18 protein-coding genes and 3 tRNA genes are annotated in these 14,485 nt (G+C 30.3%); 15 read left to right on the top strand and 6 right to left on the bottom strand.

All coding sequences use genetic code 11. The features are described 5' to 3' along the window. The first annotated feature begins 44 nt into the window (after positions 1 to 44). The 4 genes from ACQY31_RS01360 to ACQY31_RS01345 are packed head-to-tail and all read left to right on the top strand — an operon-like array spanning position 45 to position 4,483. The gene (locus tag ACQY31_RS01360; protein WP_428080229.1) at positions 45 to 659 is read left to right on the top strand and encodes a TRAP transporter small permease subunit; all 615 of its coding nucleotides are present in this window, start codon (positions 45 to 47) and stop codon (positions 657 to 659) included. Next, on the top strand, positions 659 to 1,993 hold the full coding sequence (locus tag ACQY31_RS01355; protein WP_428080228.1) for a TRAP transporter large permease: 1,335 nt from the start codon (positions 659 to 661) through the stop codon (positions 1,991 to 1,993). Before ACQY31_RS01360 ends, ACQY31_RS01355 begins: the two co-directional genes overlap by 1 nt. A 26-nt stretch (positions 1,994 to 2,019) precedes the next feature. After that, positions 2,020 to 3,477 carry a cytosine permease gene (locus tag ACQY31_RS01350; protein ID WP_428080227.1) on the top strand — a complete coding sequence of 486 codons (1,458 nt, stop codon included), beginning with the start codon at positions 2,020 to 2,022 and terminating at the stop codon, positions 3,475 to 3,477. 1 nt (position 3,478) lies between these two features. After that, on the top strand, positions 3,479 to 4,483 hold the full coding sequence (locus ACQY31_RS01345) for an alcohol dehydrogenase catalytic domain-containing protein (protein ID WP_428080226.1): 1,005 nt from the start codon (positions 3,479 to 3,481) through the stop codon (positions 4,481 to 4,483). Here the strand turns inward: ACQY31_RS01345 and ACQY31_RS01340 are convergent. Then, positions 4,467 to 4,601: a hypothetical protein gene (locus tag ACQY31_RS01340; RefSeq protein ID WP_428080225.1), complete on the bottom strand. Its 135-nt coding sequence runs from the start codon at positions 4,599 to 4,601 to the stop codon at positions 4,467 to 4,469. The two genes, ACQY31_RS01345 and ACQY31_RS01340, sit on opposite strands and share 17 nt — an antisense overlap. Before the next feature lie 75 nt (positions 4,602 to 4,676). Here ACQY31_RS01340 and ACQY31_RS01335 point away from each other — a divergent pair, with 75 nt between their 5' ends. After that, complete coding sequence (locus tag ACQY31_RS01335) at positions 4,677 to 5,327, top strand: DUF3047 domain-containing protein (protein ID WP_428080224.1); 651 nt, start codon at positions 4,677 to 4,679, stop codon at positions 5,325 to 5,327. Here the strand turns inward: ACQY31_RS01335 and ACQY31_RS01330 are convergent, their stop codons facing one another. Then, entirely contained in the window at positions 5,328 to 5,468 is a 141-nt protein-coding gene (locus ACQY31_RS01330) for a hypothetical protein (RefSeq protein WP_428080223.1), read from the bottom strand. It lies immediately after the preceding gene. A 58-nt stretch (positions 5,469 to 5,526) separates the two neighbouring features. Here ACQY31_RS01330 and ACQY31_RS01325 point away from each other — a divergent pair, with 58 nt between their 5' ends. Continuing rightward, a complete protein-coding gene (locus ACQY31_RS01325) occupies positions 5,527 to 5,943 on the top strand; it encodes a YbgC/FadM family acyl-CoA thioesterase (protein WP_428080222.1) in 417 nt (138 codons plus the stop codon). On the opposite strand, the gene ACQY31_RS01320 is transcribed toward ACQY31_RS01325, so the two are convergent. Beyond that, positions 5,936 to 6,616 carry a uracil-DNA glycosylase gene (locus tag ACQY31_RS01320; RefSeq protein ID WP_428080221.1) on the bottom strand — a complete coding sequence of 227 codons (681 nt, stop codon included), beginning with the start codon at positions 6,614 to 6,616 and terminating at the stop codon, positions 5,936 to 5,938. The genes ACQY31_RS01325 and ACQY31_RS01320 overlap by 8 nt on opposite strands. Positions 6,617 to 6,618: 2 nt before the next feature. Between ACQY31_RS01320 and ACQY31_RS01315 the strand changes: the two genes are divergently transcribed. Further along, positions 6,619 to 7,176 carry a histidine phosphatase family protein gene (locus ACQY31_RS01315; protein WP_428080220.1) on the top strand — a complete coding sequence of 186 codons (558 nt, stop codon included), beginning with the start codon at positions 6,619 to 6,621 and terminating at the stop codon, positions 7,174 to 7,176. 10 nt (positions 7,177 to 7,186) lie between these two features. Further along, positions 7,187 to 7,324 carry a hypothetical protein gene (locus tag ACQY31_RS01310; protein WP_179850441.1) on the top strand — a complete coding sequence of 46 codons (138 nt, stop codon included), beginning with the start codon at positions 7,187 to 7,189 and terminating at the stop codon, positions 7,322 to 7,324. Here the strand turns inward: ACQY31_RS01310 and ACQY31_RS01305 are convergent. Genes ACQY31_RS01305 through ACQY31_RS01295 form a run of 3 tightly spaced genes read right to left on the bottom strand, consistent with a single transcriptional unit; the run spans position 7,321 to position 8,150 of the window. Continuing rightward, positions 7,321 to 7,749 carry a hypothetical protein gene (locus ACQY31_RS01305; RefSeq protein WP_428080219.1) on the bottom strand — a complete coding sequence of 143 codons (429 nt, stop codon included), beginning with the start codon at positions 7,747 to 7,749 and terminating at the stop codon, positions 7,321 to 7,323. The genes ACQY31_RS01310 and ACQY31_RS01305 overlap by 4 nt on opposite strands. After that, entirely contained in the window at positions 7,736 to 7,906 is a 171-nt protein-coding gene (locus ACQY31_RS01300) for a hypothetical protein (protein WP_428080218.1), read from the bottom strand. Before ACQY31_RS01300 ends, ACQY31_RS01305 begins: the two co-directional genes overlap by 14 nt. Beyond that, on the bottom strand, positions 7,899 to 8,150 hold the full coding sequence (locus ACQY31_RS01295; RefSeq protein WP_428080217.1) for a DUF1289 domain-containing protein: 252 nt from the start codon (positions 8,148 to 8,150) through the stop codon (positions 7,899 to 7,901). Before ACQY31_RS01295 ends, ACQY31_RS01300 begins: the two co-directional genes overlap by 8 nt. A gap of 84 nt (positions 8,151 to 8,234) precedes the next feature. On the opposite strand from ACQY31_RS01295, the gene ACQY31_RS01290 reads away from it, so the two are divergent. The 7 genes from ACQY31_RS01290 to ACQY31_RS01260 all read left to right on the top strand — a co-directional run bounded on the left by ACQY31_RS01290 (position 8,235) and on the right by ACQY31_RS01260 (position 14,437). Continuing rightward, positions 8,235 to 8,319 (top strand) — tRNA-Leu (locus tag ACQY31_RS01290). A 10-nt stretch (positions 8,320 to 8,329) separates the two neighbouring features. After that, positions 8,330 to 9,781, top strand: coding sequence for a trigger factor (tig, locus tag ACQY31_RS01285; RefSeq protein WP_428080216.1), 1,452 nt, complete (start codon positions 8,330 to 8,332; stop codon positions 9,779 to 9,781). Positions 9,782 to 9,813: 32 nt separating this feature from the next. Beyond that, entirely contained in the window at positions 9,814 to 10,425 is a 612-nt protein-coding gene (gene clpP, locus ACQY31_RS01280; RefSeq protein WP_428080215.1) for an ATP-dependent Clp endopeptidase proteolytic subunit ClpP, read from the top strand. 89 nt (positions 10,426 to 10,514) lie between these two features. Further along, complete coding sequence (clpX, locus tag ACQY31_RS01275; RefSeq protein ID WP_428080214.1) at positions 10,515 to 11,783, top strand: ATP-dependent Clp protease ATP-binding subunit ClpX; 1,269 nt, start codon at positions 10,515 to 10,517, stop codon at positions 11,781 to 11,783. A 60-nt stretch (positions 11,784 to 11,843) separates the two neighbouring features. Beyond that, on the top strand, positions 11,844 to 14,222 hold the full coding sequence (gene lon / locus ACQY31_RS01270) for an endopeptidase La (protein ID WP_428080213.1): 2,379 nt from the start codon (positions 11,844 to 11,846) through the stop codon (positions 14,220 to 14,222). A 50-nt stretch (positions 14,223 to 14,272) separates the two neighbouring features. After that, positions 14,273 to 14,348, top strand: a tRNA-Val gene (locus ACQY31_RS01265). Positions 14,349 to 14,360: 12 nt separating this feature from the next. Further along, a tRNA-Asp gene (locus tag ACQY31_RS01260) sits at positions 14,361 to 14,437 on the top strand. The last annotated feature ends 48 nt before the right edge of the window (positions 14,438 to 14,485 follow it).

The following is a 14,485-nucleotide window of genomic DNA, read 5'->3' as shown; positions in this document are numbered from 1 at the left end:
GAGCGGACTTAATTGTCCGCTCTAGTCTTATCTAAAAAATTTTTATGGCTGAAGAACCTACTAAACTGGATATTTCAGATGAAATGATAGCCGAAAGGCGAGGTGGTTCAGGAAAAATGCCAAATGACATGCCATCATGGATGGCAAGTTCTATCGTAAATATTGATAAATTTAGCAAATGGGTTGGCAATATAGTCTGTTGGATCTTGATGCCGCTTATTTTTGCTATGACTTATGAAGTTTTTGCAAGAAAACTTTTTCATGCACCTACTATATGGGCTTATGATATTAGTCGATTTTTATACGGCGCACTATTCATGTTAGGCGCAGGATATGCGCTTTCCAAAGGTGTTCACATAAGAGCAGATTTTTTATACAGAAATTTTAAAACCAAAAACCAAGGTATAATTGATTTTTGGTTATACTTATTATTTTATTTTCCAGGTTTAATTGTCTTTCTTTATATGACCATTGGTTATGTGGGCGAATCTATTCAACGAGGTGAAAGAGGAATGGATACTACATGGATGCCTTATATGTGGCCGATTAAAACTTGCTTATTGGTTGGTATAGTTTTTTTATTAATTCAAGGAGTCTCAGAATTATTCAAAAGTTATTGGGCTGCTACTAGAGGAAAATGGCCAGGAGAAGATGAATAATGTTAGCTGAATTTATAGATCCAGCATATTTAGGTTTTATTCTGGTAGGAGTAATGCTTTTTGCAATTTTTGTAGGATTTCCTATTTCATTTACACTTATATTTTTAGGTTTTGTATTTGGATATTTAGGGTTTGGAAAATTGGTCTTTTATTTAATGACGCTCCAATTTTCGATGGTCATGACCGAACAGACCCTCGCTGCCGTACCGCTCTTTGTCTTTATGGGTATTATGATGGAGCAGGCAGGTTTGATGGAAAGATTATTCTCATCATTTCAAATGATGCTCGCAAGAGTTAGGGGAGCATTGTATTACGCTGTTCTTTTTGTTTCAGTTATTTTTGCTGCGGCAACAGGGATTGTTGGTGCTTCAGTAACTATACTCGGTATCATGGCAGCAAAATCAATGAATAGATCTGGCTATGACGTCAGACTTGCTGCAGGAACGATAACAGCTGGTGGTACTTTAGGAATTTTAATACCTCCAAGTATCATGCTTGTTGTTATGGGCCCAATTATGGAAATTCCAGTTATTGATTTATTTGCGGCTGCTATAATTCCAGGAATTCTTCTTGCGAGTTTGTACGCTGGTTACACGACAATTAGATGTATGATCAATCCTAAATTGGGACCTGTAATTCCTGAAGAGATGAGAGCTGCCAGTATGAAAGAAGTTTGGATTGAATTCTTCTTAGGTTTAGTTCCACCAGCAGCATTAGTTTTTGCAGCATTAGGAAGTATACTTTTTGGTTTTGCAACTCCAACTGAAGCAGCTGGTTGTGGCGCAATGGGAGCGTTATTACTTTCTTTAGCATACAAAAAATTAACTCTTTCAAAACTTCAAGATGCACTTGTTAAAACTTTAGAGATAACAGCTTTAATAATGGTTTTAGTTGCTGCATCTAACTTTTTTGGCGCAGTCTTTGCAAGACTTGGTACACCAACTTTGTTAACTGAATTCTTATTGGGTTTAGATATGAACAAATATTTAATCCTAGCAATTGTTATGGTTGCAATATTTTTATTGGGTTGGCCTTTGGAGTGGGTACCGATCGTAATGATTATTGTGCCAATTATTTTACCGTTGATTGAAGCTCTAGGCTTTAATCTTACCTGGTTTGCAATATTAGTTGCTGTCAACCTCCAAACCGCCTGGTTGTCTCCACCAGTGGCATTGTCTGCGTATTTCTTAAAAGGGGTTGTCCCCGAATGGGATTTAAAAGATATTTATTATGGAATGATGCAATTCATGGTTCTTCAGATAATTGGTTTAGTTTTAATCATAATATTTCCAAAAATAGCACTTTGGCTACCAACTCTCTTATATGGACAGTAGAAATTATTAGTTTAAAGTAATTTTTAGTGAATCAACCAAAAGTTAAATACTCACTTTCAAATTGGGATTTAGTTTCAGTCAACCCAAATTATAAAACTTGGAATTGGAAAGATCTTTTTTGTTATTGGGGAGTAAATGTACAAAGTGTAATTGGCTTTTCTCTGATTGCCTCTCTTTACATAATGTATGATCTAAATTCTTTTGTGGTTTTACTTGGAACTTTATTAGGTTCATTTTTTGTTTATTTATTTGCTAATTTTATTGGAAAACCCTCACAAAAATTTGGATTACCTTTTGTAGTTTTGTTGAGATCTTCTTTAGGGTTTCATGGAGCTAAATTTTTTGGATTAATCAGAAGTTTAGTTGGAATTTTCTTATTTGGAATTCAGACTTATTTTTTATCAAAAATTTTAACTTATCTTATTAGAATATTTCTTTTTACCATTGATGAGTCTTTGTTAGTACAAGATATATTTATTTTTTATTTTTTTGGTCTAAATATTATTGATTGGTCTTCAATTATAATTGCAATTATTTTTCAAACCCTGTTGTTTAGTATTGGCGCTCAATATAATAAGAAAATCATTAACTTTTCAGCAATCAGTGTTTATACAGGTATTATTATCTTCTTCTTTCTAGTATTTTTAAGTGACGTTAAATTAACATCAAAAGCATTTGTAAACATTTTAAATACCAAAAACTTTTTTGATGTTAATAATTTAGCACCACTTTTAACTGTAGCAGGAACTGTCTTTGCTTATTTCTCAATATTAATAATTAGTTTTGGAGATATTTCTAGAAATGTCAAAAATACTAAAGAGTTAGATAAAGGGAATTTGAGTTTACTTATAAATTTAATTATTTTCTCTTTTTTCTCCATCTTCATTGTTGCTGGATCAGATGCACTTTTAAATCAAAAATTTTCGGACATAAACAGAATTTTTACAAATCCAACTGATATAATTGGTAAATATGACAATATTCAAATAACTACATTAGTACTTTTTTTTATAGTAATAGCCTCAACATCTACGAATTTAGTAGCTAATTATATTCCTTCTCAATATTCGCTGATTAATTTTATTCCACGTAAATTGTCTTTAAGGAGCGCAAGTTACATAATTTCCTTTTTTGGTTTGTTGGTTGCTATTTTTTGGCTTACAATTTTAAGTCAAATTGGCATTTTATCTTTTATAGATACATTTGGTGCATTTTTTGGACCATTGTTTGGAGTGATGGTTGCTGACTATTATTTAATAAAAAACCAGACCTTGAGTAACAAAGATTTATATTCAGTAGATAAAGAAAGTAGTTATTATTATTCTAGAGGGTGGCATATCAAAGGTGTTTACTCAGCTTTTTTAGGTTTTATTTTTTCAGCATCAACAATTTGGAATTCAAATTTAATGTTTTTACAGTCTTATGCATGGTTAATTGGTGCATTTGTAGCCTGGATAACGTATTACTTGTTGGCAAAAAAATAATATGAAAGCTTTAGTATATACTGGAACACAAGAATTAGTTTACAGAGACGAACCCAATCCAATTGAAGTTTCGGGAGAAAGTATTTTAAAAATCCATGCTTCAGGGATATGTGGTTCTGATATGCACGCATATCATGGACATGATGAGAGAAGAATTCCTCCGTTAATATTAGGCCATGAAGTTAGTGGTGAAGTCCAAAATGGTAAATTTAAAGGTAAAGACGTTGTTTTAAATCCTCTTATAACTTGTGGTAAATGTGAATACTGCACAAGTGGAAGAGAACATCTTTGTCCTCATAGAATTATTTTAGGCATGAATAAACCAATTGAAAGACAAGGGGTTTTTGCAGAATTTGTCTCAACACCAGACACAAATATTTATGAAATCCCAGATGGATTAGATAAAAATGAAGCGCCAGTAGCAGAACCAACTGCAGTTTCTCTTCATGCAGTATTAATTGGTGAACAATCTTTAAAAAAACCTTTGTCTGAATGTAAAATTTTGATCCAAGGTGGTGGCGCAATAGGATTATTATGTGGTTTAATTTTATCTAAAATTAAAAATAGTAAAAATATAATTCTCTCTGATCCTAATAAATTGAGATTAAATGAGTGTTCTAAATATTTAGATGCAAAATTTGTTGCACCAGACCATAACGAAATAGAAAGTAATAAATTTGATATTGTATTTGATACGGTAGGGTTGGAAATTTCAAGACAACAGGCTATTGAAGTAGTTAAGCCGGGCGGTTCAATTATACACATAGGCTTAACTCAGCCAGCTGGAACCTTTAATTTTAGAAAAATGACACTTCAAGAGGTGACCGTAATAGGAACTTATTGTTATACCAATAAGGATTTTGAGCAAACTTTAGCAATATTAGCTAACAAAGATATAGGTTCTCTAGATTGGATTGAATTTAGAGATTTAAAAAATGGTGGTGATGCATTTAAACAAATTCATGATGGCACCTGTGTTGCGCCTAAAATTATACTGATACCTTAGAATTAGAATTTAATTTTATAACTCTAGAACTACCCATTTTGAGGTCATTAGACATAATTGGTGCAGATATCATTATTGACCAATAAATTAAAAGTATAAAAATTGAAATTGTTTTCATATTATTTATTTAAAAATTAATTCTGATTTTTGCATGTTTAAATCTTGTCTAAATAATGTATTAAGAACTTAAATTATGAAAATATTTTTTAAATTCATTTCAATTTTTTTGATTTCAATCAGCTCAGTTATTGCAAATGAAGTTGTAGTTTTTGAGTTTACAGAATCAGAACTTTCAGAATTAACTGTTAGAAAAGTAAGAGGAGCAAAGAACGAGACAAACTATACGGTTGGGAAAAATGAAAATGGAAATTTTTTAAAGGCGGTTGCTGATAATGCAGCTTCTGGTCTTGGAAAAGAAGTTAAAATTGATCTTAACAAGACACCTTTTATAAATATTACGTGGAAAATTGAGAAAGATTTGTCAGGAATTAAGGAAGACACTAAAAAAGGGCATGATTTTGCTGCTAGAGTTTTTGCGGTAAAAAAAACAGGTGCAACACCATTATCAAACAGAGCAGTTAACTATGTGTTTTCAAGCAACAATGATGTTGGACAAAGTTGGCCAAGTCCTTACACAAAAAAATCTATAGATAATGTAATGGCCACAACCAAAACTAATTTAAATGAATGGGTAACAGTTAAATCAAATGTAAAAGAAGATTTTAAGAAATTCCACAATTTAGATTTAGATGAATTAGATGGCTTAGCGGTTATGGCGGATACAGATAATTCTAAAATGAAATCTATAGCTTATTTTCAGAACATTTATTTTTCAGCAAATTAATTAAAGTTTAGTATATTTTTTTAGCCCCATACTCAGTAACGACAGTATGATTGCTACAATTACGTCCTGTGTTGGTGTAGCGTTAGGAACACCAAAGTTCCATAAAATTACTCCAATCAACCATATTATATAAACTTTCATTGTAGTTATTATATCTTAGTTTGTATAAAAATTTCTCATTATTTGATATTAATGAACAATGCATAAAACTTTTAGCCATAATGTTAAAATTTACTATGAAGATACCGACTCTGGAGGAGTAGTTTATTATGCAAATTATTTAAAATACTTTGAAAGAGCTAGAACAGAAGCTCTGTTAACTATTGGTTTAAGTAATTTGAAAATTAAAGATGAGTTTAATTCTTTAATAATCGTTAAATCATGTAATATTGAATATAAAAAATCAGCATATTTAGAAGATAATTTAACAATAAAATCTTTTATTTCCTCTTTATCAAAAACCTCTTTTGTAATGGATCAGTCAATTTACAGAGATGATTTATTAATTGTGGATGCAAAAATACATTTGGTATTTGTAAATACAATCGGAAAACCTACAAAAATTCCTGAGATAGTTTTAAATAGCTTTGAGCCTTATATTTTAAAATCTAAATAGCTGTTACTTTTTTTATTTTTTTGAAAAAATTAATCATCATTTTTTCAGATATTAATTTTGTATTTACATTTCTAGGGCTTGGATGATAACACGCGTACAATCTAATTTTATTTGATAAATAATAATATTTTCCGTGTTTAAAAGTATACTTACCATTTAATTTATTTTTACTTTTGTAATATTTAACACAATTCTCAAAAGCTACTTTGCCTAAAGCAACAATTGTTTGGATTTGATTTAAAGTTTCAATCTCATTTTCAAAATGATTTAAGCAATTTGATAATTCTTCATTTGCTGGTTTGTCACCAGGAGGAACACATTTCAATATATTGGTTATAAAAGTTGATTTTAATTTCAATCCATCATTTAAACTTTCTGAATAAGGTAAATTAGAAATATTTGCTTTTTTTAAACAAGAAAATAAGAAATCACTTGATTTGTCTCCAGTGAAGGGTCTTCCTGTTCTAGTTCCGCCATGAGCTGCTGGCGCTAAACCCAAAATTAATAATTTTGAGTTTGTCTTACCAAACCCTGGAACTGGTTTCCCCCAATAAGTTTCGTTAATGTTTTGTTTTCGTTTTTCAGTAGATATTTTTTTAATAAAATTAATTAATCTAGGACATTTTCTACATTTAATAATTTTCTTATTAAGTTGTTTTAATTTATTATTCATCCATGAAAATTTTAAATTTTTTTTTAATTATATTTATATTTTTAAGTTCTCCAATTAAAGCAGATTCAAATGAAGCTATGATTGGTGAGCTTCAAAAAGGTGGTAAATTAATATTTATTCGTCATGCTTATGCACCAGGGGGAGGGGATCCTTCTAATTTTGATGTCAATAATTGTGAAACCCAAAGAAACTTAAATGACGAGGGAAGAGTACAATCAAAAAAAATTGGAAATTTTTTTAGACAAAATAATATTTCAATAAACAAAATTTACTCTAGTGAATGGTGCAGATGTAAAGAAACTGCAGAAATAGCTTTTAAAAATTATGAAACAAAAAATTTTTTGAATTCATTTTTTAGTGCAAAATTTGCTAAAAATAGAAAACAACAAGTTATTGATTTTAATAAATTCTTAAATACGTGGGATCAAAAACAAAATATAATTTTTGTAACTCATTACGTAGTAATATCTGAACTTTTAAACTACGCACCATCATCAGGTGAGATTGTTATTTCAGATAAAAATTTAAAAGTAATTGATACTTTAGAGATAGAATATTAAATTAGAATTTATGTCTTCAAAAAGAGCTATGCGACAAGCACAAAAACAAGCTTTTGCTAAACATAGATCTAATATTTCAAATAGTAGATTTGATTTTAAAAAAAAAAATTTAGATAAACTTAAGGAAAATAAAAAGAAGAAAACCTAACTTTGATTTGCAAATTTTTCTATTTTTTTACATGTAGAAATTTTTGAAATCCCTTCGATATCATTCATAACACTTTTAATAAATATCTCAGGTTTGTTCTTTTCAATTAATATTTGAGTATAAAATTGAGGGTAACCATGTTTTAAAGTAAAAATTTTACCATCTTCTTCGTAAATATTTCTTACATAGGAGTTTGATTTTTTTACACTTAAATCAGTAATTCTATATTTTTGATAAGTTTTTTCTGCATAAACATAATTTCTAGTCATAATTAATTCATTAAGATTAAATATGTATTCATTTTTTAAATATTTATCTTCTTTATGATCACATTTGCTTAAAATTATAATTTCTGAAAATGAGTGATTGATAAATGAGAAAGAAAGTAAAACGAGAGAGAAAAAAAATAAATTATTTTTTTTCATTTTTTTCAGCAAAAAATAATCCAATTAAAAAAAGTGCTGTCCACCCAATACCCAGTAAAGCTTTAGGGCTAGTTTCGGCACTCCACATATCTATGACCAAAGCACCAAAGATTAGTCCTATAATATAAATTATAACTACGATTGTTGATTTACTCATTTTTAAGACTTTTTTTGAATAAAGATATTCCGTTATTTATTTTATGCTCATAAGACTCGTTAAAACTATCTAACTGCCATCCAGTTAATCTTTTTCTAATACTTTCTAAATTATTTTGTTTCCATTCATCAGTAGTTTCTTCTTGTTTCCACTGTTTTTTTTCATCATTATTTCTTCCACAGCCATAACAATAACCTGTTGAAGGATCTGTTTTACAAATACTAATACAAGGTGAAATAATCATATTATTTATATTTTTATATCCTTTTACACTATTATTCGGATTGGACAAATGAGTTCAATAATATATAAAGCACCTAATTTAACTGGGGCGATGGCGGAATTGGTAGACGCGCTGGTCTTAGGAACCAGTCGAGCAATCGGTGAAGGTTCGAGTCCTTTTCGCCCTACCATTAAATAATTATGAAAGTTACTGTAGAAAATAAAAAAGGTTTAAATAAAGATCTAAAAATTTTTATCGATAAAGAGACTATGAACTCTTATATGGATGAAAAATATGAAGAGATTAAAGGAACAGTAAATTTAAAAGGTTTTCGACCGGGAAAAGTACCAAAAGAAATTTTAAAAAGACAATTCGGCAAAGCTGTATTTGGTGAAGTATTAGACAAAGTTTTAAAAGATACATCCACAAAAGCATTGGAAGAAAACAAAATTAAGCCAGCAGGTCAGCCGAAATTAGATCTAAAGACATATGGTGAAGATAAAGAATTAGAATATGTTTTGTCAGTTACAGAATTACCTAAAGTAGAGATTAAATCATTAGAAAACATTAAATTTGATGAATACATCGTTAAAATTGATGATAGTGAGACAGATAAAAGAATAAAAGAAATTGCCAAGAACCAACCAAATTTTAAAGAAGGTGCAGCAGATACAAAAGCAAAAGAAGGCGATCTAGTTGCATTAGATTACAAAGCAACGATTGATGGTAAAGAATTTAAAGGAAGCGAAGGAAAAAATACACAGCTTACATTAGGTAAAGACTTATTTTTGAAAGGTTTTGACAAGCAGTTAATTGGTGTTAAAAAAGATGATGAGAAAGTTGTAGAAGCAACACTTCCAGAGAATTACCCTGAAAAAGAATTAGTTAATAAAAAAGCTAAATTTAATTGTAAAATTTTATCAGTTAAACAACCACAAGAGGTGAAAATAGATGATGATTTTGCAAAAAATTTAGGAGCTAAAGATTTGAAAGATCTTAAAGCTTTAATTTCAAAACAAATAAATGATGAATATAAAAATTCTTTAGATCAACTTTCAAAAAATCAAATTTTAAAAGAAATTGAAAAAATTAAAGTTGAAGAAGTTCCAGAAAACTTAGTTGAAGAAGAAGTTAAGATTCTCTCACAAGGTATGTCTGAAGAGGAAGCTAAAAAGAATAAAAAATCTTTTGAAGAAAAAGCAAAAACAAGAATTAAGACTGGATTAATCTTAAATGAATTTGGTGAAAAAAATCAAATCAAAGTTAGTGAACAAGAAATTCAAGCTGAAGTTCAAAAACAATTAAGAATGATGCCAGGACAAGAGAAAATGGTTATGGATTTTTATCAAAAAAATCCATCTGCTTTAGCTAGTCTAAGAGGGACAGTTTATGAGGAGAAAATTTTAAATCTCATAAAAGAAAAGGGTAAACCAAATAAAAAAGAAATTTCAAAAGATGAGGCAGAAAAAATCTTAAAAGAAGCTCATAAACATGATCACGATCATGACCATTATCATTCACATGATAACGAAGCTAAGAAAGAAACAAAAAAGAAACCTGCAGCAAAAGCATCAGAGAAAAAAGAACCTTCTACAAAAACAGCAAAAGCAAAACCAGCTGCTAAAAAAACAAAAAAAGTTAGCAAAAAGTAATCACAAGTTGTATAAGTAGAAAGAATCAACTTATGACAACAAAATTTTCAGAACATATGATCAATCTAGTGCCGATGGTTGTAGAACAATCAAGCAAAGGTGAAAGAGCTTATGATATTTATTCAAGACTTTTAAAGGAAAGAATTATTTTTTTAACAGGTCAGATAAATGACAATATTGCATCCTTAGTAACAGCTCAGTTATTATTTTTAGAAGCTGAAGATCCTAAAAAAGAAATTTATTTATACATCAATAGTCCTGGTGGACTGGTTACAGCTGGTCTTGGAATTTACGACACCATGCAATATGTAAAACCCGATATTTCAACTTTATGTATTGGACAAGCTGCATCAATGGGATCTTTTTTATTGGCTGCAGGAACTAAAGGTAAGAGGTTTTCGTTACCCAACTCAAGAATAATGGTTCATCAACCTTCAGCAGGTTTTCAAGGACAAGCTACGGACATTGAAATACATGCAAATGAAGTCTTATCATTAAAGAAAAGATTAAATGCAATTTACTCAAAACATACAGGCAAAACTGTTGATGAAATAAAATCTGCTTTAGAGAGAGATAATTTCATGACCGCTGATGTCGCAAAATCATTTGGTCTTATTGACGAAGTGGTAGAAAAAAGATCATAATACACAATATATTGATAACTTACTAATCCAAACTTGATTAGTATAAGTCATCTATAATAAAGTATTGAAATTGATTCGTTTAAAAAATTATGAGTACAAATAATAAAAATATTCTTTACTGTTCTTTTTGTGGAAAGAGCCAACACGAGGTTAGAAAACTAATTGCAGGTCCAACTGTATTCATTTGTGATGAATGTGTTGAGCTTTGTATGGATATTATAAAAGAGGAAAGCAAAGATACTTTTGTTAAACATCAAGACGGTCTTCCTTCGCCAAAAGAAATTTGCACAGTGCTAGATGATTATGTAATTGGTCAATCACATGCTAAGAAAGTTTTGTCGGTAGCTGTACACAATCATTACAAAAGACTTAACTATGAAAATAAAACTAGCAAGAATGTAGAATTATCTAAATCAAATATTTTGTTAGTTGGCCCTACTGGTTGTGGTAAAACTTTATTAGCACAAACTCTAGCTAGAATTTTAGATGTTCCATTTACAATGGCCGATGCAACAACATTGACTGAAGCAGGATATGTTGGTGAAGATGTTGAAAATATTATTTTAAAATTACTTCAAGCTTCAGATTATAATGTTGAAAAAGCACAACGTGGAATAGTGTATATCGACGAGGTTGATAAGATTAGTAGAAAATCTGAGAATCCATCTATTACAAGAGATGTATCTGGAGAAGGAGTTCAGCAAGCTTTATTAAAGATAATGGAAGGAACTGTCGCAAGTGTTCCACCTCAAGGAGGTAGAAAACATCCTCAACAAGAGTTTTTACAAGTAGACACAACAAATATTCTTTTTATTTGTGGCGGTGCTTTTGCTGGATTAGACAAAATTATTTCTCAAAGAGATAAAGGCACTTCAATCGGCTTTGGAGCTGACGTAAAAAACACTCAGGATAAAAAAACAGGAGAGTGGATGAAGGGATTAGAACCTGAGGATTTATTAAAATTTGGATTGATACCAGAGTTTATTGGTAGATTACCAATGATAGCAACTCTTGAGGATTTAGATGAAAAATCATTGATCAAAATTTTACAAGAACCTAAAAATTCTCTAACTAAACAGTATCAAGAACTCTTTAAGTTGGATGGAGCAAAATTAACATTTAAAGAAAATGCTCTTAAAGAAATAGCTCAAAAAGCAATTAGCAAAAAAACAGGTGCAAGAGGTTTAAGATCAATTTTAGAAAATATATTATTAAAAACTATGTATGATCTCCCAAGCCAAGATAACATTGAAGAAGTAATTGTTGATGCAGGAGCTGCAAAAGGTCAGTCACAACCAATTTTAGTTCATTCTAAAGGCGAAAATAAATCTAAGTCTGGCAAAACATCAGCGGCTTAATATCCTTAATAAGTAACAAAAACCTATTGCAATATAATATATAATATCCATATTATTCCTATGGACGTTAAAATATCATTGCCACTATTACCTTTAAGAGACATTGTCGTCTTCCCAAGTATGGTAATTCCTCTGTTTGTAGGAAGAGATAAATCTATTTCTGCACTTAATGAGGTGATGAAAAAAGATAAGAAGATCATTCTTGTAACACAAAAAAACTCAGAGATTGATGATCCCAAAAAAACAGATGTATTTATGTATGGTTGTGAGGGCAGCATCCTACAATTATTAAAGTTACCAGATGGGACTGTAAAAGTTTTAGTAGAAGGAATTAAAAGAGTTAAAATTTTAGACTTTAAAGATAATGAGAAATTTATTACGTGTGACTATACATATTTCAATGACATCTTACCAAAAGAGGAGGATTTATTCCCTTTAGCAGCCACTGCTTTAAGAAGATTAGAAAAGTTAACTTCAATAAATAAGAAAATTTCCAACGAAACAATAAACACAATTAAGCAGTTAAAAGATCCTTCTCAAATAGCTGATAATATTGCTTCACATATCACAGCAACAATTTCAGAAAAACAACAAATTTTTGAAACAGTTGATGTTAAGAAGAGATTAAACGCCATAATTAAAATTATGGAGAATGAAACAAGCATAATTGGTGTAGAGAAAAGAATTCGAGGACGAGTTAAAACTCAAATGGAGAAAACCCAGAGAGAATACTATTTAAATGAACAGCTTAAAGCAATTCAGAAAGAACTTGGTGAGATTGAAGACGGCAAAGACGAAACTACTAGTTTAAATAAAGCTATCACAAAAGCTAAAATGCCAAAAGAAGTTGAAAAGAAATGTCTTCAGGAACTTAAAAAATTGAAGAATATGAGTCCAATGTCAGCTGAAGCCACAGTTGTTAGAAACTACCTAGATTGGATGACAGAATTACCTTGGCACAAAAAAAGTGAAGTTGATATAGATTTAACTAAAGCATTAGATATTCTAGATAAAGATCATTTTGGATTAGAAAAAGTTAAAGAGCGAATAATAGAATTCTTAGCTGTTCAAAAAAGAATGGAAAAAATTAAAGGCCCAATATTATGTTTAGTTGGCCCCCCTGGTGTCGGTAAAACATCTTTAGGTAAATCTATTGCAAAAGCAACTAACAGAGAATTTGTTAGAATGTCTGTGGGTGGGATGAGAGATGAAGCAGAAATAAGAGGACATAGAAGAACTTATATCGGATCATTACCAGGTAAAATAATTCAAATGATGAAAAAAGCTGGAACAAAAAATCCTTTAATTTTATTAGATGAGATAGATAAAATTGGAAATGATTATAGAGGCGATCCATCATCAGCGTTATTAGAAGCATTAGATCCAGAGCAAAATACAACTTTTAACGATCACTATTTAGAAGTTGATTATGATTTATCTGATGTAATGTTTGTAACAACAGCAAACACTTTAAATATATTACCTCCATTATTAGACAGAATGGAAGTAATAAGATTAGCTGGTTATACAGAGGATGAAAAAATTAGTATAGCTAACAAATATCTACTTCCTAAACAAATCAAAGATAATGGTGTTAAAGAAAAAGAAATGAAATTGGAAGACGATATTATAAAAGAAGTAATTAGAGGATACACAAAAGAGTCAGGAGTTCGAAATTTAGAAAGAGAAATTTCTAAACTTGCTAGAAAAGTTGTTAAGAAAATTGTAGCTGGTGAGGAAAAAGAAGTTCAAATTAATAATAAAAATTTATCTGATTTTCTTGGTGTAGCTAAATTCAAATTTGGTGAATTAGAATCTGAAAATAGAGTAGGTATTGTAACTGGACTTGCTTGGACTGAGTACGGTGGTGAAATTTTAAAAATTGAAACAGTAACCATGCCTGGAAAAGGAAGAATGCAGATTACTGGCAAGCTAGGTGATGTGATGCAAGAATCTGTAAAAGCTGCAAAATCTTTTGTTAGATCAAAATGTTTAGAGTACGGAATTATTCCACCTCTATTTGAGAAAAAAGATTTTCACATTCATGTACCAGAAGGAGCAACACCAAAAGATGGCCCATCTGCTGGAATAGGAATGGTTACTTCAATTGTTTCATCAATTACAAATATACCTGTGAGAAGAGATGTTGCGATGACTGGTGAGGTAACATTAACAGGTCAAGTATTGCCAATAGGTGGCCTTAAAGAAAAATTATTAGCTGCTCATAGAGCTGGAATTAAAGAAGTTTTGATTCCAAAAGAAAATGAAAAAGATTTGGTGGATATGCCTAAGAAAATTATAGATGATATTAAAATTACACCAGTTGAATATGCTGATCAGGTAATTAAAATTGCTTTAACTAAAGAACTTAAACCTACGGAATGGGTTGAGGTAGATTTAGCTAAAAAAGACGATAAATCTCAAGCTAGTATTCAATAATAATTAATTTACTTTATTTAAGTGTTGATGTAATAAGTAGCTCTGTTTTGGGGCGGTTAGCTCAGTTGGTAGAGCATCTCGTTTACACCGAGGGGGTCAAAGGTTCGAGTCCTTTACTGCCCACCAAACTAATTAAGTGGGGGTGTAGCTCAGTTGGTTAGAGCGATCGCCTGTCACGCGATAGGTCGAGGGTTCGAGTCCCTTCACTCCCGCCACTTTTTCCCAATAAACTGTCTGTTAATATTAATAAAATGTGACTTATC

Source organism: Candidatus Pelagibacter sp. (assembly GCF_965262185.1).
Taxonomy (GTDB): Bacteria; Pseudomonadota; Alphaproteobacteria; order Pelagibacterales; family Pelagibacteraceae; genus Pelagibacter.
This window is presented reverse-complemented; position numbering and strand designations above follow the sequence as displayed.